Genomic DNA, 19,669 nt, shown 5'->3' with positions numbered 1-19,669 from the left:
CAAATAGGCAGCTTTTCGTTGACTGATTGCTTGTCCAGGCCCCGCTCAGGCGGCCTTCTGCATCTTGTCGGTCGATTCGATCACGCCCAGCACGTCGCTTTCCTTCATGATGAGCAGGTCCTCGCCGTTGAGCTTGATCTCGGTGCCCGACCACTTGCCGAACAGGATGCGGTCGCCGACCTTGACGTCGAGCGGCTGCAGCTGGCCGCTATCGTCACGCGCCCCGGGCCCGGCGGCGATCACCTCGCCTTCCTGCGGCTTTTCCTTGGCAGTGTCGGGAATGATGATGCCGCCGGCGGTCTTCTCATCGACCTCGATGCGGCGGACCAGGATACGGTCATGCAATGGACGGAACGCCATGTCGTTCTCCTCATAGGACAAACAGATTTTCTTGGACCTCCCTTCGCAGCCGACCGGTACAACGGCCGATGCGACGGTGCGCGACCCCTGCTCAGGCATCACGCGCATATCGAATTAGTCTGCCTATCCAGCCTTTCAAGAGGACGCCGAAAATATTTTGGCACTCGCCGTTGTCGAGTGCCAACGCACCGTAATAACGCACTGTAATAATGGCGCTATTCTAGGATTTGAAACGACGGATGCGGCTTGAAATCACGCCGCAAGATTCCGACATCGTTGTCAATCCCGGCACCGCCTGCCAGCGGCCGGAACCGATGAGGAAGCGGAGGCGTTTTTCCATTCGGAGGAAGGCGATGGAACGCGATGTCCCCATCACTTCCATTGCACCGCAAGACACCGATCTTGGCCGGCTGCTCGATCCGGCGCGGCATTTCGATCGTCCACAGGACGTGCTGGCCGACGCGACGCTGGACGTCGGTGAAAAGCGCGCGATCCTGTCGTCATGGGCCTCCGATGCCTACGCGGTCGAATCCATGCCGGCGCTGCGCAAGCCGCCCGGCGCCAAAGCTCCAATCGCTTTTGAAGAGATCATGGACGCGCTGCAGGCACTCGATGGCGCAGGTCCATCTCAGGGCGCCGGCGCCGGCCGAAGCCGCCACGGCGGGCCCCACGGCGTCGGCGCCTGATTTACGACAGAAAGGAGACGTGCATGGTCAGCAACGAGTTCCAGCTCCAGATGCAGGGTTTTGGCCTGACGACGGCGGAGATTCATTATCGTCTTCCCGACTACCGGGACCTGCTGCAGCTCTTCATCTGGCAGGAATACGACATCGCCCCGGATTTCCCGACTCTGAAGCATTTCCTCGAATTTTGGGAACGTGAGATCGAAGGCCCGCTGCATTCCGTGCGCGTCGCCCATCACCGTCTGATCCAGCCCTCCGAATGGCGGGCGGTGGACGGTGTTATTACGCTGCAGTGAGACAGGGAGGGGCGGCGCTTTTCATGAAAGGCGCCGCCTCTGCAGCACAGCGCGTCCGCCCCGGCTTCAGGTTCATTGGCGTTCAGGTGGATTGATATTCAGGTGGATTTACGCCCCGTGACAAGCAGTCCGGCCGTGCGAGCCGCCTTGACGAAGGCAGTGCGAGCCTCGCGGGCGGTGCGCCAGCCGTCGAGCGCGTCGCGGCAGGCGCGGTAGGCTGCGCGCCAGTTCCGGCCGCGCGCCCGGTCCGGCCATTGCTGCATGCATTCGATGGCTTCCCAGCTGCTGCCGACTTTGCGCTCTCCGACGGATTGGAGCTTGAGCGTGATCGGCTCGGAAAATGGGACGTCGTTCATCACTTCCTCCTTCTTTCTGTTTTTTCAGAGCAAGTAGCATCCTCGATTAAGCAGGAGGCAGCCCGATCGGCGCCGATGGACGAGATGGTTCGTCTGCCTGCGCGCTTCAAGACCTCCCCGTCTCCAGCCCTGGTTGCCCCAGACCCCTGCCCCTGCCGACTTAACGGCCGGCTATATGTCGTCGTCCGGCGGTTCGAGAAGCCCGATCAGCGTCGCCACCCTTGCCGACGGCAGAGGGCGGCCCTCATTCACCAGCGCCTCATCGGCGCCGACCCAGGCAAAGGCCTCGCGCAACTCTTCGATCGTCGCGCCGGTCGAGGCGATGTCGGCGATGATGGCGTCGTCCACCGGGCCCAGCACCGAAATGATGTCGTCGCGTGTCATGGTCATGATATCCTCCATGCGGCGTGCCGGCGCGACCCTCAAATGACGGTTGAAACCGGCATTACCAGTACAATCTGGCAACAAAAAAATCTGGCTGCGGGACAGAATCTGGGTCTTGATTTCGGCCTGACAATAACCAAATCCAAATTGCCGGTTGCCGAACGGGACCGGCAGAACCCAGGGAGCGCCAAGCTCTTTGGCGTCCCTCGTACTATGTTGCTCCATGGAGGATGTAGCTATGAGAACCGCATTCGACTTTTCCCCGCTCTATCGGTCGAGCATCGGTTTCGACCGTATCTTCACCCTGCTGGAAAACGCGCCTCAGGCAGTCGAAACCTGGCCGCCTTATGACATCGAGCGAAGCGACGAGAACACCTATCGCGTGAGGATCGCCGTCGCCGGCTTTTCCGAGAACGATCTCGACATCAGCCACGAGCCGAACCTTCTAATCGTCTCGGGCGAGCGCAAGGAACAGGACGAGGTGGAATATCTCCATCGCGGCCTTCCGGTGCGACCGTTCACACGGCGCTTCGAGCTTGCCGATCACATGACGGTCACCGGCGCCTCGCTCAACAACGGCCTGCTGACGATCGACCTCGTGCGCGAAGTGCCCGAGGAGATGAAGCCGCGTCGCATCGCGATCGCCAAGGACGACGACGCGCGGAAGGCCGGGCAGGCCGAGAAGCCGAAGCAGGCCGCCTGAGCGAAGGCGATCTCTGGCGTTCGCCTTTGGCGCAACCAGTCGAGAAAGGAGAACAGCAATGGCTATTCGTGATCTCATACCCTGGGGCCGGGAGAACAGTCCGGTTCCCAGCTTCTATCGTGACGAGGAGCGCGACCCGTTCATGGCGTTGCATCGCGAGATGAACCGCCTGATCGACGACGCGTTCCGCGGCTTCGAAACGCGCATGCCTTCGCTCAGCGGATTTTCGTCGGCGCGCGGCAGCTGGCCGAGCGTCGAAATCGCCGACGGCGAGAAGGAGATCCGCGTGACCGCGGAAATTCCCGGCATGGACGAAAAGGACGTCGAGGTGATGCTCGATGACGGTGTGCTGACGCTGCGCGGCGAGAAGCGCTCCGAGACCGAGGACAAGGACAGGCAGTTCTCCGAGCGGTTCTACGGCCGCTTCGAGCGCCGCATCCCGCTCGGCTACGAGGTCGAGGAGGACAAGGTGAATGCCGCCTTCCATAACGGCGTGCTCACCGTGACGCTGCCCAAGACGGAGCGCGCACAGTCGAAAGCCAAGCGCATCGCCATCAGTGGCGGTGCCGCCAGCCCCGGCAAGAGCAAGCACTGACGACATCGGCAGCCGGACGCGCAAGCGCCCGGCTGCGCAGGCCCGCGCTCTCCGCCAAAGGCGTGGGCTTCATTTGTTTGGCCGATGCGCCTGACGGCGCGAAGGCCGCATATTGAGTATCTACGGAGCATTTAGTAGCAGCGTCGCTACCGTGGCGTTCCTGGCGCCCAGGCTACGGAAGCCCGTCATCCGAAAGGGTGGCGGGCTTTCGTATCAATTGTTGAACTTTATCGGCCTGTCGGAGCCGAGCGAAAAGTCCTCGCCATCCGCTTGTTGTCGCCTGTTACGATCACGGGCGGAGGCGGCCATCCGTCTCAGATCGCCTCGCGCTCGCGTTCCGGCGTGGCGACCAGCAAAGCCGCGGCGGCGTTGGCGGCGGCGAGGGCGGCCTCGACCTGATGCCCGCGGGCAAGGCCTGCCGCGAACGCGCCGACGAACTCGTCGCCGGCGCCATGGGTGCTGACGACCTTCACCGGGATGGCCGCCAGTGCAAATGCCTGGCCGTCGCGGTCGCAATAGGCAACGCCCTCGCCGCCGGCCGTGACGATCGCGGCCGGGTAGGATTTGATCAGCATGCGTGCCGCCTCGGCAGCACCCTCGAGCGTGTCGACGACCGGAATGCCGGCCAGGAATTCCGCCTCGATGGCGTTGACGATGACGATATCGGTGAGTGCGATCAGTTCGCCGGACAGTTTTCGGGCGGGTGCCGCGTTGAGCACGACGCGACCGCCATGCGCCTTCACCGCCCGCGCCGCGGCAATGTTGGCGGCTTCCGGCACCTCGTTCTGCAGCAGCAGAACCGACGTTTGCGCAATCACATCAGTAGCTTCCGCGACGTCTTTCTTGCCCAAGGTGAGATTGCTGCCTGACACGATCACCGCGCCATAATCGCCGCCGTCGTCGAAAATCGCCACGCTCATGCCGGAGCCGGCGCCAGCCGCGACCCGCACGAAGCGGCTGTCGACGCCGCAGCGGTAGAGATTGTCGAGAAGCACGCGGCCGAAATCGTCATCGCCGACGGCGCCGATCATCGCCGAGCCCACGCCGGCTCGCGCCACCGACACTGCCTGGTTGCCGCCCTTGCCGCCGCATTTCGGCTGCCAGGCATGGCCGGTCACCGTTTCGCCCTTGCGCGGGCGGTCAGGCGCCCCGACCATGATGTCGTAATGCAGGCTGCCGAACACGGTGACCAGCGGAGCCGTCATGTACCCCAATCTTTCATGAGCCCTTGTCCCGGCGTTTCGACGTCACCGCCGACATGGTGCGGCCGAGATTGCGCTCCGCCGCCTGATAGTCGCGCTGCGCCACCGCGACGAACAGCGCGTCGAGAATGTTGAGCTGGGCGATGCGCGCCGCCGCGTTCTCGCCCATCAGCGGCGAGCCCTGCGCTGTCGAGCACAGCACGATGTCTGCAACGGCGGCCAGCGGCGAGTTGTCGTAGTTGGTGATCGCCAGCGTCCGCGCCCCGCTCTTGCGGGCGAGATGGATGGCATCGATAACGGCGCTGGTATTGCCCGAATGCGAGAAGCCGACCGCGATGTCGTCGGCGCCGAGCAGCGAGGCCGACATCAGCATCATGTGCGAATCGTCGTAGACCGATGCGCGGATGCCGATGCGCAGGAATTTGTGCGAGACGTCGCGCGCGATCTGCGCCGAACCGCCGACGCCATAGAAATCCCGGTTCTTGGCGCGGTAGAGAAGATCGGCGGCGCGGTCGAAATCGTCCATGTCGAGGATCGCCAGCGTTTCCTCCAGCGCCTGGATGGAGGTGCGGAACACTTTTTGGACGATCTCGGCCGAACTGTCGTCTGCCGACAGCTCCTGGTGCATTTCGGCGGTCGGCAGGCGGCTATACTCATAGACCGCGGTGCGGAAGTCGCGATAGCCGGAAAAACCCAGCTTCTTGGCGATCTTGACCACCATCGCCTCCGACACGCCGGCCTCTTCGGCGATCTGCTTGAGCGGAATGGTCTCGTCGAAGCCGCGCCGTCCGAAGACGGTTTCCACCACCTTCGCCTCGAGCGGCGTCAAATGCGGCATCATCATGCGGATCCGCGGTCCTACTGCTTTCAGATCCAGGCTGGTCAAGGTCATCCACGTCCCCTCGTCACGCGATCGATAAGCATCGCGGCGAGGATTATAAGACCAGTTGCCAGGAGCTGATAGAAGGACTGGACATTCATCAGCGTCAGGCCGTTGCGCATGGTGCCGAGGATGACGGCGCCCAGGATGGTGCCGACGACGCTGCCCTTGCCGCCCATCAGCGAGGCGCCGCCGATGGCCGCCGCGGCAATCGCATCGAGTTCCCAGAGATTGCCGAGAATGGGCTCGGCGGCACCCAGGCGGCCGATCAGGATCTGCGCGGCAAGGGCCGCCAGCAGACCCGAAATCATGTAGGCGGCGATCTTGGTGCGGGCGATCGGCACGCCGGCTATGTAGGCGGCCTCCTCATTGCCGCCGACGGCGAGCAGATATTCGCCGAACGGCGTCTTCTTGAGGATGATCCAGGCGATCAGCGCGACCACGGCCACGATGATGACCGCCAATGGCAGCCCGAACAGCGAACCGTTGAAGATGGCGCGGAAGCCGGCAGGCAGGCCGAGCACCGGATTGCCGCCGGTATAGATCAGCGCCAGCGCCCGGTAGGTGCTGAGCGTGCCCAGCGTGACGATGAAAGGCTGCAGTCCGACATAGGCGACCAGCACGCCGTTGAGCAGCCCGCAGACCAGGCCGATGGCGAAGCCGGCGGCGATGGCCAGCGGAAACGGCACGCCGGCAACCAGCATCGAGGCCGAGATGACGGCCGAAAGGGCCGCCGTCGGCCCGACCGACAGATCGATGCCGCCCGAGATGATCACCAGCGTCATGCCCAAGGCCAGGCAGGCATTGATGCTCGACTGCTGCAGGATGTTGATCAGGTTGCGCTCGGCAAAGAAGCCCGGGACCAGCGCACCGAAGACGGCGAGGATCACGACCAGACCGATCAGCGTGCCGGCGTCGCGCACGGAAAACCGGTGCAGGAATTCAGCCCTTGGGCGCGCTGCTGTGTGTTCGGTTATATCAGTCATCCGCTGGTCCTGTCCGTTATGCACCGGCCCGATGGCCTTGCGCCTTGCCGGCCTGAGTCTCCGATTGGGGTATGGCGTGCGCCGCGATCGCCTGTTCGTTGAGATCGGCCCGGTCAAGTTCGGCCGCGACAGTGCCGTCGCGCATGACCAGCACGCGGTCGGCGAGCCGGATCACCTCGGGAAGCTCGGACGACACGACGACGACCGAATGGCCTTCGGCGGCGAGCTCCTCGATCAAATGATAGATCTCCGCCTTGGCGCCGACATCGATGCCGCGCGTCGGCTCGTCGAACAAAAGGATGCGCGTTCCCGCCGCCAGCCAGCGGCCGATGATCGCCTTCTGCTGGTTGCCGCCGCTGAACAGCCGGATCGGCCGGTCGAGCAGGAATGGCCTGAGATTGACCCGCTTCATCTTCTCAGCCGCGACCCGCTTCAGCCTAGTGTGATCGATGACGCCGCGCGGTGCGAACACGCCCATCGACGCCAGCGCCATATTGCTGGAGATCGACCGTAACGGCACGATGCCTTCGCGCTTGCGCTCCTCCGGCACCAGGCCGATGCCGGCGGCGATAGCGTCGCGCGGATTGGAAAGTTTGATCGCCTTGCCGTCGATGTCGACCGTGCCTGATGAGGCGCGGTCGGCGCCGGCCAGCAGCCGCAGCAGTTCGGTGCGGCCCGAGCCGACCAGGCCGGCAATGCCCAGCACCTCGCCGCGATGCAGGTCGAACGAGACGTCATGGACCTTGGTTGCCGAGGCGAGGCAACGCACGCTCAGCCTGACGTCGGTTGAGGCGTGCGAGCGGTGCTGTTCCTGGGCAAGCTCGCGGCCGACCATCATCGAAACGACGGCTTTTTCCGACAGCTTTGTCAGATCAACGGTTTCGACCACGACGCCGTCGCGCATGATTGTGGCGCGTTGGCAGCTGCCGAACACCTCGTCCAGCTTGTGCGAGACATAGACGACCGCGACACCGTCGCGCGCCAGTCCGGCAATGACTTCGGCCAGCCGCTCGAACTCGCTCGGCGTCAGGCTCGATGTCGGCTCGTCCATCGCCACGATGCGCGCCCGATCGAGCAGCGCCCGGGCGATCTCGACGATCTGCCGCTGCGCGACCTTCAGGTTGCCGAGCGGGACTGCCGGATCGATCGTCGGATCGAGGGCGGCGAGGGCTTCCGCAGCGCGACGCTCCTGCTCGCGCCGTGCGACGAAGATGCCGCCGCGCGTCAGCGGATGGCCGAGGAACATGTTCTGGGCGACGCTGAGCTGCGGCACCTGCTGCAATTCCTGATGGATCATGGCGACGCCCGCGGCACGCGCCGCGACCGGATTGTTCAGCGTCACCGGTCTGCCGTCGATCAGCACGCTTCCGGCTGTCGGCCTGTAGACCCCCGACAGGATGCGCAGCAGCGTCGATTTGCCGGCGCCATTCTCACCGAGCAGGCCATGGATTTCGCCGACGCCGACCGAAAAGGACACATCGCTCAGCGCCCGCACGGCGGGAAACTCCTTGGAAATGCCCTCGAATTGCAACCGGGGGATAACTGACATTGCTTCGGTTCTCCAGGCAAAGTGCCGGCAGAGCACGATGCTCTTGCCGGCACCCGCCCTTGTGCCCTTAGTTGCCCGCCGCCGCGTCCTCGAGCAGCGCCTTGCGCACGGCGTCGCCGGCGCCGGAATAGCGGTCGGCATTGTCCTTGGTGATCAGCGCCTGCGGCGTGGCGACGACGCGCGGCAGCTTCTGTCCGGCCACCAGTCGCAGCGCCGATTCCAGCGCCACCTCGCCGGTCAGCACCGGGAAACTATCGACGGTGCCGGTCAGCTCGCCGGCGCGGATCGAGGCATAGGCGTCGGAGATGCCGTCGGTGCCAAAGACGGCGACCTTGTCCTGCAAGCCGGCGGCCTTGACCGCCTCGACGATGCCCAGCGCCATGCCGTCATTGTTGGCATAGAAGCCGATCAGGTCGGGGTGCTGCTGCAGGATGTTGGTGGCCGCGTCGTAAGAGGTCTGGCGATCCCAGTTGCCGGGGACGCTGGCGACGACCTCGAACTTCCCGGCCTCGGTGATCGTGGTCTTGAAGCCGTCGGTGCGTTGCACGGCGGCATAGACGCCGGCCTGGCCTTCGACGATGGCGACCTTGCCGCCATCCGGCCGGTTCTCGATGAACCATTTGGCGACGCGCACGCCATTGTCGCGCTGGACATTGCCGACATAGTGCTCGGCCTGCGGGATGACCGCGTCATTGACGTTGACCACCGGCACGTTGGCGGCCTTGGCCTGTTCCATGATCGGCTGCAGGTTGGAGTCGGTCTGCGGCGAGACGAGAAGCACGTTGTAACCCTGTGTGACCAGGCCTTCGGCGATGGTGAGCTGGCCGAGCTGGTCGCCCTCGCTCTGCGCCGCCTGGTAGACGACCGGAACGGCGACGCGGTCGCCGAACGACTTGTAGCCCTCACCCAGCGAGCGCCAGTATTCGTTGGTCAGCGTCTTGGAGACGGCGCCCGCCTTGGTACCGTCGGGCAGCTTGGGAAACGCTCCGAACTTGGCCTCGAGCTGCGACCAGTCGATGCGATCCTTCTCGGTATCGGAATTGAGCGGCGCGAGGTCCGCGGAAAAGGCCGAGCCTATGGACAGCGCCATCAGGCCAGCGGCAGCGGTGGCAAGCAGAAATTTCATGGTCTTTCCTCCCTTGTTGAAACGTTGATGGCGCCCGCGTCAGCTGTCCGGCCCGAGCATTGCTTCCTGAATGATGGCCTGCGACGCGACCGCGTCCTGACGATCGACGGCGGTGGACAGGCGGTTGTCCTTTTCCAACCGCTCGACGACGCGCAGCATGCGTTTGACTGTGGCGATGTTGACTTCGCATTCGTGGACCGGATCGAGCCCGGTCATGTCGGGAAACGTGTCGAAGTAGATGGCGCCGGCGTAGCCGTCGCGGCGGATCTGCCTGAGCAGCTCGATCGTCTGCAGCGTGTGCACCGCGCCGACCATCAGGCCGTCGTCGCGCTTGGCGTAGCCGTCGTTGAGATGCACGCCCAAGAGCTTGCTGTGGCGCGCGACGAGTGCTGCGGCAAAGGCCGGCTGCTCGTCGGCATAGAGCACATGGGCGAAATCAAGCGTCACGCCGAGATTGGGCAGTCCGATCTCGCGGATCGCCAGCAATGTCGTCGCCGCGTCAGGCATCAGGCTGTAGGAGCGCGGCTCGTTGGGCTTGTATTCCAGGCTGATCTGGCAATCGGGGTCATGCGCTGTTACTTCACGAATTCCATCGATCTCGTGTTGCCAGAGCGCCGCATAATCGGCCTGGAAGGCATAGTCGAAGCCATCCTGCCCGAGCCACAGCGTCATCAGATTGGTGCCGGCCTCACGCGCGGCATCAATGCCGGCCTTGGTCAGGTCGATGGCTTCGCGGCGAACTGCCGGATCCGGATTGGTGAAGGCGCCGAGCTTGAAGGCCGGATTGGAGTAGTAGCGCATAGCGAAGCCATTGACGGAAAGGCCGAGATCGCCGAGCTTTTGCGCCATTTCCGCACGTTTTTCATCGACATGATCGGGAAAGTTGAGGTCGAGGTCGGTCAGCCCCGCAACCTTCGCCGCACGCGCCGCCATCTGCAGCATGGACGGCTTGCCGACAAGATCCGGCCATTCGGCCTGTGGCCGCGAGGCAAAGGAATTCAGGCGTGTGGCGAAACGATTGGCTGTCATGGGTGATCCTTTGGTGGACATAACTTCACATATTTTAATTTACTTGTAAAGTAGAGAGCACTGTTTAATTCAATCGTGGGAGCCGGGGGCCTGGGAAGAGACGAACTGCTGGCGCGCGATTTGACCCGCATCCAGGGATGCCTTGAGCGCAGTTGTTACCGCTTTCGCGAAAGCGGTAACAATTTATGATGACGGTGGCGACGAAATTGTGTTATTACCCTTTTCGCGAAAACGGTAACAACTCATATGCAGCAGATTCCCCACACATACCAGACGCTCTATTCCGAGCTGGCGCAGCGGTCGCTGGATGCCTCGTTCTCGACGGAATTCAACGTCGGCGGCCGCTTTGTCACAGCCGAGGTGAAAGGCCGCCGTTACTGGTATCTCGACCTGCCGAACCCTGACGGCGGCAAAACACGCACATATGTCGGCCCCGTCGACGATCCCGAAATCACCAGGAGGGTCGAAAACTTCAAGGACCTGAAAGCCGACATCAAAGAGCGGCGAAAACTGGTTTCGACACTCATTCGCGAGGCCTACCTGCCACGGCCGGAAAGGAAGACCGGCGACATTGTCCAGGCGCTCGCCGAAGCCGGTTTCTTCAGGCTTCGTGGCGTCTTGGTCGGTACCGTCGCCTATCAATGCTATCCAGCCGTCCTTGGCGTTCGCCTGCCCAGTACGTCGATGGTCACGGGAGATGCCGATTTTGCGCAGTTTCATTCGATCTCGACGGCCGTCGATGACAAGATGCCACCCGTGCTCGATACGTTGAGGAAAGTCGACCCGACTTTCCGGGAGATTCCGCACCAGGCTGACGGCCGCTTCACCACGCAATATTCTTCCCGCTCCGGATACAAGGTCGAATTCCTGACTCCGAACACCGGTTCGGCCGACTACGAGGGTCGTCCAACAACCATGCCCGCGCTTGGTGGCGCGTCGGCGCAGCCCCTGCGGTTTCTCGATTTCCTGATATACGAGCCGATCCGGGCCGTTCTCCTTCACGGTGCCGGCGTGCCGGTGAACGTGCCGTCGCCCGAACGGTACGCCATCCACAAACTCATCGTCGCCAGCCGCCGTCGGACGGACAGCGACGGCACCGCCAAGAGCCGCAAGGACAAGATGCAGGCTGCAACCATCATGGAAGCCATGATCGAACAACGGCAGTCGGAAGACCTGGCCGATGCTTTCATGGAGGCTTACGACCGCGGCCCGGCCTGGAAGGATGCCATACGCAGGAGTCTATCCCAGGTTGACAAGGGCGCGCGCGAAACCGTCCTGCCGGCGCTGGCCCGCGCTATTCGAAAACTGGAAAGAGACCCTTCGGAATTCGACCTTGAAGACGTGGCGACCGCGCCGAAACGATAGCGCCTCGCGAATAGTAAGGTTCCGGGCAGTAGGCGCCGACCATCAAGTAAATTTACACAGAGCAGTATCGCGGGTAAAATTGCTTGCAAGCGATCGGCGTCGCAAATGAAGGGCCCACTGAAGATCAAGGTGCTCGGCGAATTGGTGGTCCTGCGGGACGCCCGGGAGATCGCGCTGCCACCGTCGAAGAAAACGCGCGCTCTGCTCGCCTACCTAGTGGTGGCGAACCGGCGTCAGCGGCGCGATTATTTGTGCCGAATGTTCTGGGAGGTGCCTGACGATCCAAGAGCTTCGCTGAGATGGAGTCTCTCGAAGCTAAGGCACATCATCAACCAGAACGGTGACGAGGGCTGCCTGAAGGCCGATCGAGAGAGCGTGCTTTTCGACACCGCCAAGCTTGATGTCGATTTGCTGCAAGTCGCCCACATGACGGCGAACGAGATACGCTTTCTCGACACCTCACGCCTGGAAACCCTGGCTGCCATGTTCCGGGGGCAGTTCCTCGAAGATCTGGAACTGCCGCGCTGCCCGGTGTTCGAGGCTTGGCGCACATTCCACGGCGACGCACTGGATCGCACCAGATCGATGATCCTGCAGGCGCTTGTCGAGCGGCTGCGCTGCGAACCTGAACGGGCCCTTTCCTATGCCGAAACACTACAGTCTCTGGACCGGGCCAACAAGCAGGTTTCACTGGAGATACGATCACTCGAGGCTTCGGCTCGAGAGCGCGCAACGCAACTGCGAACGGTCAGCGAGCAAGCCGGGCAACAGGCATCAGGTGAAGCCGGCCGTCCCGCTCCGGGTGGCGGCCAAAATGAGCACCGGCGTTCCCAGGAGATACATTATTGCAGGAGCCCCGATGGCGTCCGGATCGCCTACGCGGTTTCGGGCGACGGCCCGCCGCTGCTTCGCGCGGCGCACTGGATGTCGCATCTGCAATACGAATGGGAAAGCCCGGTGTGGCGACACTGGATCGATCAGCTTTCGAGCAGGAATACGCTGATCCGCTACGATAAGCGCGGCAACGGCCTCTCCGACTGGAACGTCGGCGACTTCTCCTTCAACGCCATGGTCACTGATCTGGAAAGCGTTGCCGACGCAAGCGGCCTGGACCGTTTCCCGCTGCTCGGTGTCTCGCAAAGTTGTGCGGTATCGATCGCCTATGTCCTCCGGCACCGCGAGCGCGTGTCGCGCCTCATTCTCTACGGCGGCTATGCAAGGGGCCGGCGAAAGCGCGGCGACACCCACCAGCTCGATACCCATGAAGCCATGACCACCCTGATCCGTGAAGGATGGGGCAAAGACAATGCCGCGTTCCGCCAGCTGTTCACCGAGGCATTCATTCCGGGTGCCAGCCGCGAGCAGATGGCTTGGTTCAACGATCTTCAGAGGCAGACCACATCGCCGCTCAACGCCAGCCTGCTTCACTCCACTTTCGGCGACATAGACGTTTCGGCGATGCTGGGAGAGGTGAGCGTTCCGACGCTGGTGCTGCATGCCAGGAACGATGCCGTGGTTCCATTCGACGAAGGCAAGGTGCTCGCGGCCGGCATACCGGGGGCGCGCTTCGTCGACCTCAACAGCGCAAATCATATCCTCCTCGGCGACGAGCCTGCCTTCGCCGATTTCCTGCGTGAAGTCAGATCCTTCATGGCCGGACCCGAGTGACGGATCGGCTCGGCGGGTTCTTCTCTCCAGCCGGCAAATTTCAACGCTTCGGCCGCCCTTTTCTAACGCCAGCAACAACACTCCTTCCAACGCAGACCGGTGATCATCGGCGCCGTGGTCAGCAAATGGAGGATCGAGATGAAGATTCATTCTGTCATCGGCGGCGGCGGCGTGAAGCTGCATGTGCGCGAATGGGGCAAAGCTGATGCACCAGCCATCCTCTTCATTCACGGGTGGTCGCAGAACCACCTTTGCTGGCGCAAACAGTACGAGAGTGAGCTTGCGGACGCGTTTCGCCTCGTCGCCTTCGATCTTCGCGGCCATGGCATGTCGGAAGCGCCCGAGGCACAGCAGCAGTACACGGAGCCCAAGCCATGGGCGGACGATATTGCGGCCATCGTCGGCCAGCTCGGCCTGAACCGGCCCGTTCTCGTTGGGTGGTCTTATGCGGGCTTCATCATCTGTGACTATGTTCGCGCTTACGGCCAGGATGCGATTGCCGGGATCAACTTCGTCGGTGCGGCTGTATCGCTTGACAGGGCCGCGTTCGGCGTTTTGATCGGCCCCGGCTTTCTCGATCACGTGCCGGGCGCGACCGCAGGCGACGACTTCCCCTCCAACGTCCAGGCCATTCGCGACTTCGTGCAGGGCTGCACCGCGCGACCGCTACCGAGAGACGAATACGAGGTGGCCCTGTGCTGGAACATCGTTGTGGCGCCAAGAGTCCGGGCTGCGCTTGTCACGCGCGCGATCAACTCCGACGACGTTCTGACCATGTTAGAGAGACCTGTCCTTATGACTCAGGGCCGCAGCGACACGGTGGTCCTCCCGGCAATGGGCGATCACATCCTCAAGACATGTCCGACGAGCACCGCTTCCTGGTACCCCGAGACCGGACACGCACCCTTCATCGAGGACTCCTCTCGTTTCAACCGCGAACTCGCCGACTTCGTGCGCAAAGCGACGACATCATAGCTGATAGCTGACATTTCGCGCCAAGGCTTGTGCTCAATCGGACCAGGCAGTCATGACTGCTATTGGCGGCGCATTGCGAGGCGGGCAAATTGTTGCATAACCTCGGACATCAGGCGCGTTATCCGAGGAAAGATATCAGTCGTCACGCTGGTTTCGAGTTAGGGCTCGCCCTCAAATGGCTGCATTGCTGTTGACTACGCGCCAGCTCCAGATAGCCATCTTATGCGATTTGGCTACGAGCCGGGTCAGTGGACGGCCTCCGAATTTCTCGTTCCCGGAACGTGCAGTTAGCGCCATTTCCGGACCTACAGATTGGCCCATCGAGAAGGTCCTACCTTGACTTCGGCCGAGGGCTGCTGGGCGGCTCTTTTCGCGAAGATAATCGAGCTTGGGAGCATCGGCAGGGACTTTATGCTAGTCTGCCTCGAGGGGAACCGGTGCTATGACCGAGACGCGGAAAATCGCAGCGATCCTGGTCGCGGATGTGGTCGGCTACAGCCGCCTGGCTGGCGTGGACGAGGATCGCATCTTAGCGCGGCTGCGGACGCTGCGCAGCGATCTGATCGATCCGACTATTGCCGTGCATAATGGCCGCATGGTCAAACGCACCGGAGACGGAAGCCTCGTTGAGTTCCGCAGCGTTGTTGATGCCGTTCGCTGCGCCATTGAGGTGCAGAATGGCATGGTCGAGCGGAACGCTGGCCTGCCACCCGAGCGCCGCATCGAATTCCGCATCGGCATCCATTTAGGCGATGTGGTCGAGGAGGGCGACGGTGATCTCATGGGCGACGGCGTTAATATCGCCGCTCGATTGGAAGGAATCGCGAAGCCAGGCGCGATCTGTCTTTCGGAAGACGCCTACCGCCAGGTGAGAGCGAGACTCGATCTCCCTGCAACCGATCTGGGCGCGACTCAACTCAAAAACATCGCTGAGCCGATTCGAGTCTATTCGCTTCAGGTCGGAGTCCTCGCACAGGTGAAGCCGCCGATACCAGCGGAGAGCCACACGGAAGAACCTTCGGCGTTGTCGCCCGTTCCTGATAAGCCCTCCATTGCCGTGCTCGCGTTCAACAACATGAGCAGCGACCGGGAACTCGAGTTCTTTGCCGATGGGATTACCGAGGAGATTATCACGGCCTTATCGCGCATCCCGAATCTGTTCGTGGTCGCGCGCAATAGCACCTTCGCCTACAAGGGCCGAGCGGTCAGCGTGACGAGAGCGGCCGAGGAGCTTCGCGTCAAATATATGCTGGAGGGCAGTGTTCGGGCTGCCAGCGATCGGGTTCGTGTCACAGCGCAGCTGGTCGAAGGGGCAAGCGGTCGCCATCTGTGGGCCGAGCGCTACGACGGCGAACTCGGCGACATCTTCAGGGTCCAGGACGATATCACGCGCAACATCGCCCTGGCCCTGCAGGTCAAACTCACGGTGGGTGAACTTGCGCGCTTGTGGGAGGGCAAGACGACCAGTCTTTCGGCCTGGGCGAAATTCGTCGAGGGACGCAAGTACTTGGACGAAATGGACAGAACCAACGTTCTGGCAGCGCGACGCCTGTTCGAGGAAGCGATCGCCATCGACCCTGACTATGGCGGCGCCCTGACGCTGCTCGGAATAACGCATTGGTGGGAGGCGCGCTATGTGCTGGAGGTCCCGATGGAGATTGCCCTTGGGCGAGCGGAGGATGTGGTCAGGCGCCTGGAAAATCTGGGAGACCGCGAAAGCGGCGTCCACTACCTGAGGGGCTACGTCGCGTTCATTCGCAACGAGCACGACACCGCGATCAGCGAAATGGAGCAAGCTATGGCCCTTTCGCCGAGCGACACTTGGGTGCTCGGCTGCCTTGGGCAGGTCTGCATTTTCGCTGGCCAAGCGCACAAGGGAATCGAAGCGTTGACCGAGGCGATGCGGCTCAGCCCCTATCATATCGATTGGCAACCCTACAATTTGGCGCTCGGTTACGCCTGGGTTGGCGAGAACGAGAGCGAAGCGATCCGTCTGGCCGAGGAATATGTCCGCCGGCTTCCCACCGATCCGTACGGCTACACCAATCTCGCGATCGTACGGGCCTTCTTCGGCCACGAAAGCCAGGCTGCCGCAGCCATTGCAACGCTTCGTCGCCGCAATCCAGGCTTTGGCGTAAAGAATCTGCGTCGTTCCGAGCGCTACATGAGGGCTGACGATCTTGAGCGGGTGATCAACGTCCTTAGGGCGGCGGGACTTCGTGAATGACGGCATCGGGTCAAACTTCACCGAACGCCTTCTGCGAACGAGCGTCCGCAACGGCGTGGAACCTCGCCCTTCGTCTTGTCGATTGGAACGAGCAGGTCGCGTCATGGAGCGCCGCTTACACGGCGACGCTCCATGTTCCTCTACAATTCGACCTGTTCGGAAATGGCCAAGGCGTCGTCGACTTCGATGCCGAGATACCGGACAGTGCTCTCAAGCTTGGTATGCCCCAGGAGCAACTGCACGGCGCGGATGTTGCCAGTCTTCTTGTAGATTTGCGAAACCTTCGTGCGTCTCATCGAGTGCGTGCCATATCGCTTCGGGTCCAGTCCGATGCAGGAAACCCATTTGTCGACAATTCTCCCGTACTGCCTTGTCGAGATATGCGGTTTTGCCCGAGCGCGACTTGGGAACAGGTAATCTCGTTCGGTGAGTTGGCAGCGTGCTATCCAGGCACCGACGGCGGCCCGCGTTTGCTCTGTGATCTCGAATTGCACCGGTCGCCCGGTCTTCCGCTGAATGATCACGGCCCGATCGCGGACAGAGCCGGAAATTGCGATATCTCCGACTGTGATGGCGACCAAGTCGCAACCTCGAAGCTTGCTGTCGATGGCAAGATCGAAAAGTGCCAAGTCCCTTATCGCGCCCGACACTTGCAGCCGGGCTCGAATGCTCCAGACCTCATGCGGTTTGAGAGGAGGCTTCTGACCAACGATATGGTTTCCGTTCCAGGGCATGGTTCTTCTCCCATGCCGCCCTCCGCAGCCGCAGCGCTCGCATTGAGCCAGCGAACTTTACCGCCCGATCTCAGCTCGCCTCAAAGGATTTGACCTGATTGCCACCGGCTTCGGACCGTCGCGAGGTCAAGGACTCAACAGACGCACTGCGCCATTTCACGACCTTCGCCAGTGATGCAGCGAAGGTCGCGATCGGGACCCCCTGCAGGCATTTCGGCGGAAAAGCTGAAGGCTCACTCATTTAGCGCGGGACTCGGCCAGAAAGTCGAAAGAACACGTTCGAGGTCACCAGCGTTTCTGGGCTGGCCAGGTGATTTTCGAGAGCGGCTAAATCGCGATCGAGGTCGCCGCGCTCGACGAAGCCGCCGTCAATCAGTTTGTCACGAACATTGTTGATGAAGTCCCGCAGGATCGTTCGCCGCTCATGGCCCGGTGGATAAACATGGACGACCGCATCGACGCGGATTTCCACGACCCCTGCGTCCCGAAACAGTCGGTGGATGCGTCGGCCTACGAAGAGATCGATTCCCTGCGCTGCCGAATAGGCTTTGTAGGCGTCGAGGAGACTGGTCCACGCGGGCAGCGGAGGGTCGCAGATGAGGGCGAGAAAGTCCGCCTCGAAACTTGCCACCCAGCCGCCGGGACGCACCAGTGACACCATCTCGCGAACGATGCGCTCGGGCTCCGGGACGTTGACGAGAACCAGCCGCATGTGAGCACCGTCGAATGACGCTCGCGGCAAGCGCGTGTCGTACGCATCGCCTTCACGAACCTCGACCTGCGAGAGCCCGTGGTCAGCCACAAAACGCCTCGCCTGTTCGACAAAGTGCTGGCTGCGTTCGATGCCAAGGACCGATCCGGTCGAGCCGACACGTTTACCCAGCAGGTGCAAGACACCACCCGGACCACAGCCAAGGTCGACGAGGCGTTCACCTGGCTTGATCCCGATATTGTCGAATTGAGCGTCGGAATCCGGCGCCAGATTGGCGATCTGGCGCTTGAGCCGTGTCTCTTCTGCTTCGCCGCGCCCGAGCAAATACTTGTCTGGGTGTGTCAAGGCGCATTCCTCTCTGGTGAGTGTGCGGCAGTGAGGCGTCGATCAATTATTTGCGAGAATGCGACAGCGCGATCGTGGGTTCAACAAGCACAGCCCGCTTGGGCCTTACGCATGATGCGACCTTGCCATTCTGGCGAACCACCGTTCATTGCGCAATGCCGTTCGCGAATGCAAAGGTTTGGCGCACATCCGCCGTCTACGGCAGCCATCAGCTGTGACCGCCTTCAACCCTTTGCAGACGTCTGGTGATCGGTTGGCGAATGACTGCCTCGGGTCTATTCTTCCGGTTGTCGAACAGGAAGGTTGCGCCAACTCCTGACCTTGGCGTTCGACGTGACGAACGCCGCGATCCGCCTCACTGCGGACGCTTTGGCGAGATGTGGGCAATGACCGCTCCGTCGGGCTCAAAGGACATTCCGCTCCGTTGGGTTTCCCTCGATCCGCTCCGCCACAAGGCGTTGAAGCCGCCAGAGGTTGCTGTCACGTATGCCCTTTGATTCGAGGTGAGAAACCGTGTTGAGCAAGTACTCGGCCCCGGTGCCCCAATGACCGCAGGCCCGGGCCAGGACGTCGGCAACCGCTTCGAGCGACTGGCGGCCGGCATAGAGCGGCGAGGCGCGGTTCATGACAAAGGTCAATGCCGGAATGGCTCCAGAAGCGGTCTCGACCGTGATCCACCGGGGCATGCTGTTGGCCGGCTTGTAGGTGAATTCGCGTCGAAAGAGTTTGCCGAATTGGCTTTCGAGATTGTCCCTGGGAAGGTCGTACAGGACGCCCCGGCATTGCCCTCCACGATCGAGGGCCATCATAAGGCCGGGCTGCTCTGGCGTACCCCGAAAACGGGTCATACGGAAGCAGAAAGCCCGATGCCAACCCCGAGCAGCGCCTAGCTGCTCTCCGATATGCTCGATCTCCGGCTTCCAGATCAACGAACCGTAGGCAAAAAGGCGGGTCGGTGCTTTCGGGGCCGGATGAGTTCGGATCATTTGCTTGACCCAGCTGTCGTAGTCGGCATCGGTGTGTAGCTCGGCACCTGGCGTCAAACCCTGATCCTGAACGACCTTGTGGACCCGCGCGACATGGTCCGCGGTCAAGGTCAGCTTTCTCATTTGGCTCGGCATCCCGTGCTCCATCGGATCAGGATCGCGTATCCTTGGCAGATGCTACGGGCGTTGCAAGATACGAACCGGCGCACGGCGTGAATGCGCCATATTAAGACCTTTGCGTTCACCCTCGCGGAAGTCGCGTTCCGGGCGTTTCTCGACATTCGTTTCGCCGAAGTGCTTCGCATAGCCAAGGCGACATCGTGAACCGAGAGGTCCCTACGGCACGGCCGCGACGAACAAGAACGCTGCGAAGATGACCGGATGAAAAGTCGAATTGCGACCGTGATCACAATGCCAAACGCATCGACAATTGCACTTGCGCCGTACAGCGCTGCTGGGACTACGGTCAGCCGCCCAGCGATGGAGAGTGGCTTGTCTTTCCGCTCAG

Annotated in this window: 20 protein-coding genes; 8 read left to right on the top strand and 12 right to left on the bottom strand. The window is 62.1% G+C overall.

Annotation, left to right across the window (positions count from 1 at the left end; translation table 11 throughout):
• Nucleotides 1-45 precede the first annotated feature (45 nt).
• Complete coding sequence (locus BQ8482_RS12100; RefSeq protein ID WP_095493216.1) at nt 46-360, bottom strand: co-chaperone GroES; 315 nt, start codon at nt 358-360, stop codon at nt 46-48.
• A gap of 353 nt (nt 361-713) precedes the next feature.
• Here BQ8482_RS12100 and BQ8482_RS12095 point away from each other — a divergent pair, with 353 nt between their 5' ends.
• Both BQ8482_RS12095 and BQ8482_RS12090 read left to right on the top strand, forming a co-directional pair.
• Nucleotides 714-1,046 (top strand): hypothetical protein, encoded by a 333-nt coding sequence (locus BQ8482_RS12095; protein WP_244602764.1) that lies wholly within the window; start codon nt 714-716, stop codon nt 1,044-1,046.
• A gap of 23 nt (nt 1,047-1,069) precedes the next feature.
• Nucleotides 1,070-1,339 carry an usg protein gene (locus tag BQ8482_RS12090; RefSeq protein ID WP_123147846.1) on the top strand — a complete coding sequence of 90 codons (270 nt, stop codon included), beginning with the start codon at nt 1,070-1,072 and terminating at the stop codon, nt 1,337-1,339.
• Between the two features lie 98 nt (nt 1,340-1,437).
• Here BQ8482_RS12090 and BQ8482_RS12085 read toward each other — a convergent pair whose 3' ends face one another.
• Complete coding sequence (locus tag BQ8482_RS12085) at nt 1,438-1,695, bottom strand: DUF982 domain-containing protein (protein ID WP_123147845.1); 258 nt, start codon at nt 1,693-1,695, stop codon at nt 1,438-1,440.
• 171 nt (nt 1,696-1,866) lie between these two features.
• Nucleotides 1,867-2,085 (bottom strand): hypothetical protein, encoded by a 219-nt coding sequence (locus BQ8482_RS12080; RefSeq protein ID WP_425294096.1) that lies wholly within the window; start codon nt 2,083-2,085, stop codon nt 1,867-1,869.
• 232 nt (nt 2,086-2,317) lie between these two features.
• Between BQ8482_RS12080 and BQ8482_RS12075 the strand changes: the two genes are divergently transcribed.
• Both BQ8482_RS12075 and BQ8482_RS12070 read left to right on the top strand, forming a co-directional pair.
• The gene (locus BQ8482_RS12075; protein ID WP_123147876.1) at nt 2,318-2,782 is read left to right on the top strand and encodes an Hsp20 family protein; all 465 of its coding nucleotides are present in this window, start codon (nt 2,318-2,320) and stop codon (nt 2,780-2,782) included.
• Nucleotides 2,783-2,840: 58 nt separating this feature from the next.
• Nucleotides 2,841-3,377: an Hsp20/alpha crystallin family protein gene (locus BQ8482_RS12070; RefSeq protein ID WP_123147844.1), complete on the top strand. Its 537-nt coding sequence runs from the start codon at nt 2,841-2,843 to the stop codon at nt 3,375-3,377.
• 314 nt (nt 3,378-3,691) lie between these two features.
• On the opposite strand, the gene BQ8482_RS12065 is transcribed toward BQ8482_RS12070, so the two are convergent.
• The 6 genes from BQ8482_RS12065 to BQ8482_RS12040 all read right to left on the bottom strand — a co-directional run bounded on the left by BQ8482_RS12065 (nt 3,692) and on the right by BQ8482_RS12040 (nt 10,149).
• Nucleotides 3,692-4,582: a ribokinase gene (locus BQ8482_RS12065; RefSeq protein ID WP_123147843.1), complete on the bottom strand. Its 891-nt coding sequence runs from the start codon at nt 4,580-4,582 to the stop codon at nt 3,692-3,694.
• Between the two features lie 13 nt (nt 4,583-4,595).
• The gene (locus BQ8482_RS12060) at nt 4,596-5,471 is read right to left on the bottom strand and encodes a MurR/RpiR family transcriptional regulator (protein WP_123147842.1); all 876 of its coding nucleotides are present in this window, start codon (nt 5,469-5,471) and stop codon (nt 4,596-4,598) included.
• Nucleotides 5,468-6,445: an ABC transporter permease gene (locus BQ8482_RS12055; RefSeq protein ID WP_165848528.1), complete on the bottom strand. Its 978-nt coding sequence runs from the start codon at nt 6,443-6,445 to the stop codon at nt 5,468-5,470. Before BQ8482_RS12055 ends, BQ8482_RS12060 begins: the two co-directional genes overlap by 4 nt.
• Before the next feature lie 16 nt (nt 6,446-6,461).
• Complete coding sequence (locus BQ8482_RS12050; RefSeq protein WP_123147841.1) at nt 6,462-7,994, bottom strand: sugar ABC transporter ATP-binding protein; 1,533 nt, start codon at nt 7,992-7,994, stop codon at nt 6,462-6,464.
• A 67-nt stretch (nt 7,995-8,061) separates the two neighbouring features.
• A complete protein-coding gene (locus BQ8482_RS12045; protein ID WP_123147840.1) occupies nt 8,062-9,120 on the bottom strand; it encodes a sugar ABC transporter substrate-binding protein in 1,059 nt (352 codons plus the stop codon).
• Nucleotides 9,121-9,159: 39 nt separating this feature from the next.
• Nucleotides 9,160-10,149: a TIM barrel protein gene (locus BQ8482_RS12040; protein ID WP_123147839.1), complete on the bottom strand. Its 990-nt coding sequence runs from the start codon at nt 10,147-10,149 to the stop codon at nt 9,160-9,162.
• A gap of 246 nt (nt 10,150-10,395) precedes the next feature.
• Between BQ8482_RS12040 and BQ8482_RS12035 the strand changes: the two genes are divergently transcribed.
• The 4 genes from BQ8482_RS12035 to BQ8482_RS12020 all read left to right on the top strand — a co-directional run bounded on the left by BQ8482_RS12035 (nt 10,396) and on the right by BQ8482_RS12020 (nt 16,384).
• Nucleotides 10,396-11,514, top strand: a complete 1,119-nt coding sequence (locus tag BQ8482_RS12035) for a nucleotidyltransferase family protein (RefSeq protein ID WP_123147838.1) — start codon at nt 10,396-10,398, stop codon at nt 11,512-11,514.
• A 105-nt stretch (nt 11,515-11,619) separates the two neighbouring features.
• The gene (locus BQ8482_RS39160; protein ID WP_244602763.1) at nt 11,620-13,182 is read left to right on the top strand and encodes a bifunctional AfsR/SARP family transcriptional regulator/alpha/beta hydrolase; all 1,563 of its coding nucleotides are present in this window, start codon (nt 11,620-11,622) and stop codon (nt 13,180-13,182) included.
• A 99-nt stretch (nt 13,183-13,281) separates the two neighbouring features.
• On the top strand, nt 13,282-14,157 hold the full coding sequence (locus BQ8482_RS12025) for an alpha/beta fold hydrolase (RefSeq protein ID WP_244602762.1): 876 nt from the start codon (nt 13,282-13,284) through the stop codon (nt 14,155-14,157).
• 442 nt (nt 14,158-14,599) lie between these two features.
• Nucleotides 14,600-16,384: an adenylate/guanylate cyclase domain-containing protein gene (locus BQ8482_RS12020; RefSeq protein ID WP_123147837.1), complete on the top strand. Its 1,785-nt coding sequence runs from the start codon at nt 14,600-14,602 to the stop codon at nt 16,382-16,384.
• A gap of 140 nt (nt 16,385-16,524) precedes the next feature.
• Here the strand turns inward: BQ8482_RS12020 and BQ8482_RS12015 are convergent, their stop codons facing one another.
• The 3 genes from BQ8482_RS12015 to BQ8482_RS12005 form a co-directional block, all read right to left on the bottom strand.
• On the bottom strand, nt 16,525-17,118 hold the full coding sequence (locus tag BQ8482_RS12015) for a tyrosine-type recombinase/integrase (protein WP_123147836.1): 594 nt from the start codon (nt 17,116-17,118) through the stop codon (nt 16,525-16,527).
• Between the two features lie 241 nt (nt 17,119-17,359).
• Nucleotides 17,360-18,154, bottom strand: a complete 795-nt coding sequence (locus tag BQ8482_RS12010; RefSeq protein WP_208867661.1) for a methyltransferase domain-containing protein — start codon at nt 18,152-18,154, stop codon at nt 17,360-17,362.
• Between the two features lie 425 nt (nt 18,155-18,579).
• The gene (locus BQ8482_RS12005) at nt 18,580-19,284 is read right to left on the bottom strand and encodes a gamma-glutamylcyclotransferase (RefSeq protein WP_244602761.1); all 705 of its coding nucleotides are present in this window, start codon (nt 19,282-19,284) and stop codon (nt 18,580-18,582) included.
• Nucleotides 19,285-19,669: the final 385 nt, after the last annotated feature.

This window comes from Mesorhizobium delmotii, from assembly GCF_900149755.1.
Classification (GTDB): domain Bacteria; phylum Pseudomonadota; class Alphaproteobacteria; order Rhizobiales; family Rhizobiaceae; genus Mesorhizobium; species Mesorhizobium delmotii.
Note: the sequence above shows the minus strand (reverse complement) of the source record. Positions and strands in the feature narration are given on the sequence as shown.

What these genes read in the sequence shown, in the direction of transcription:
- BQ8482_RS12035 (WP_123147838.1), top strand. Translation starts at nt 10,396, where the DNA reads ATGCAGCAGATTCCCCACACATACCAGACGCTCTATTCCGAGCTGGCG.
- BQ8482_RS12100 (WP_095493216.1), bottom strand. Translation starts at nt 360, where the DNA reads ATGGCGTTCCGTCCATTGCATGACCGTATCCTGGTCCGCCGCATCGAG.
- BQ8482_RS12055 (WP_165848528.1), bottom strand. Translation starts at nt 6,445, where the DNA reads ATGACTGATATAACCGAACACACAGCAGCGCGCCCAAGGGCTGAATTC.
- BQ8482_RS12085 (WP_123147845.1), bottom strand. Translation starts at nt 1,695, where the DNA reads ATGAACGACGTCCCATTTTCCGAGCCGATCACGCTCAAGCTCCAATCC.
- BQ8482_RS12080 (WP_425294096.1), bottom strand. Translation starts at nt 2,085, where the DNA reads ATGACCATGACACGCGACGACATCATTTCGGTGCTGGGCCCGGTGGAC.
- BQ8482_RS12075 (WP_123147876.1), top strand. Translation starts at nt 2,318, where the DNA reads ATGAGAACCGCATTCGACTTTTCCCCGCTCTATCGGTCGAGCATCGGT.
- BQ8482_RS12065 (WP_123147843.1), bottom strand. Translation starts at nt 4,582, where the DNA reads ATGACGGCTCCGCTGGTCACCGTGTTCGGCAGCCTGCATTACGACATC.
- BQ8482_RS12070 (WP_123147844.1), top strand. Translation starts at nt 2,841, where the DNA reads ATGGCTATTCGTGATCTCATACCCTGGGGCCGGGAGAACAGTCCGGTT.
- BQ8482_RS12040 (WP_123147839.1), bottom strand. Translation starts at nt 10,149, where the DNA reads ATGACAGCCAATCGTTTCGCCACACGCCTGAATTCCTTTGCCTCGCGG.
- BQ8482_RS12060 (WP_123147842.1), bottom strand. Translation starts at nt 5,471, where the DNA reads ATGACCTTGACCAGCCTGGATCTGAAAGCAGTAGGACCGCGGATCCGC.
- BQ8482_RS39160 (WP_244602763.1), top strand. Translation starts at nt 11,620, where the DNA reads ATGAAGGGCCCACTGAAGATCAAGGTGCTCGGCGAATTGGTGGTCCTG.
- BQ8482_RS12015 (WP_123147836.1), bottom strand. Translation starts at nt 17,118, where the DNA reads ATGCCCTGGAACGGAAACCATATCGTTGGTCAGAAGCCTCCTCTCAAA.
- BQ8482_RS12090 (WP_123147846.1), top strand. Translation starts at nt 1,070, where the DNA reads ATGGTCAGCAACGAGTTCCAGCTCCAGATGCAGGGTTTTGGCCTGACG.
- BQ8482_RS12005 (WP_244602761.1), bottom strand. Translation starts at nt 19,284, where the DNA reads ATGAGAAAGCTGACCTTGACCGCGGACCATGTCGCGCGGGTCCACAAG.
- BQ8482_RS12050 (WP_123147841.1), bottom strand. Translation starts at nt 7,994, where the DNA reads ATGTCAGTTATCCCCCGGTTGCAATTCGAGGGCATTTCCAAGGAGTTT.
- BQ8482_RS12020 (WP_123147837.1), top strand. Translation starts at nt 14,600, where the DNA reads ATGACCGAGACGCGGAAAATCGCAGCGATCCTGGTCGCGGATGTGGTC.
- BQ8482_RS12095 (WP_244602764.1), top strand. Translation starts at nt 714, where the DNA reads ATGGAACGCGATGTCCCCATCACTTCCATTGCACCGCAAGACACCGAT.
- BQ8482_RS12045 (WP_123147840.1), bottom strand. Translation starts at nt 9,120, where the DNA reads ATGAAATTTCTGCTTGCCACCGCTGCCGCTGGCCTGATGGCGCTGTCC.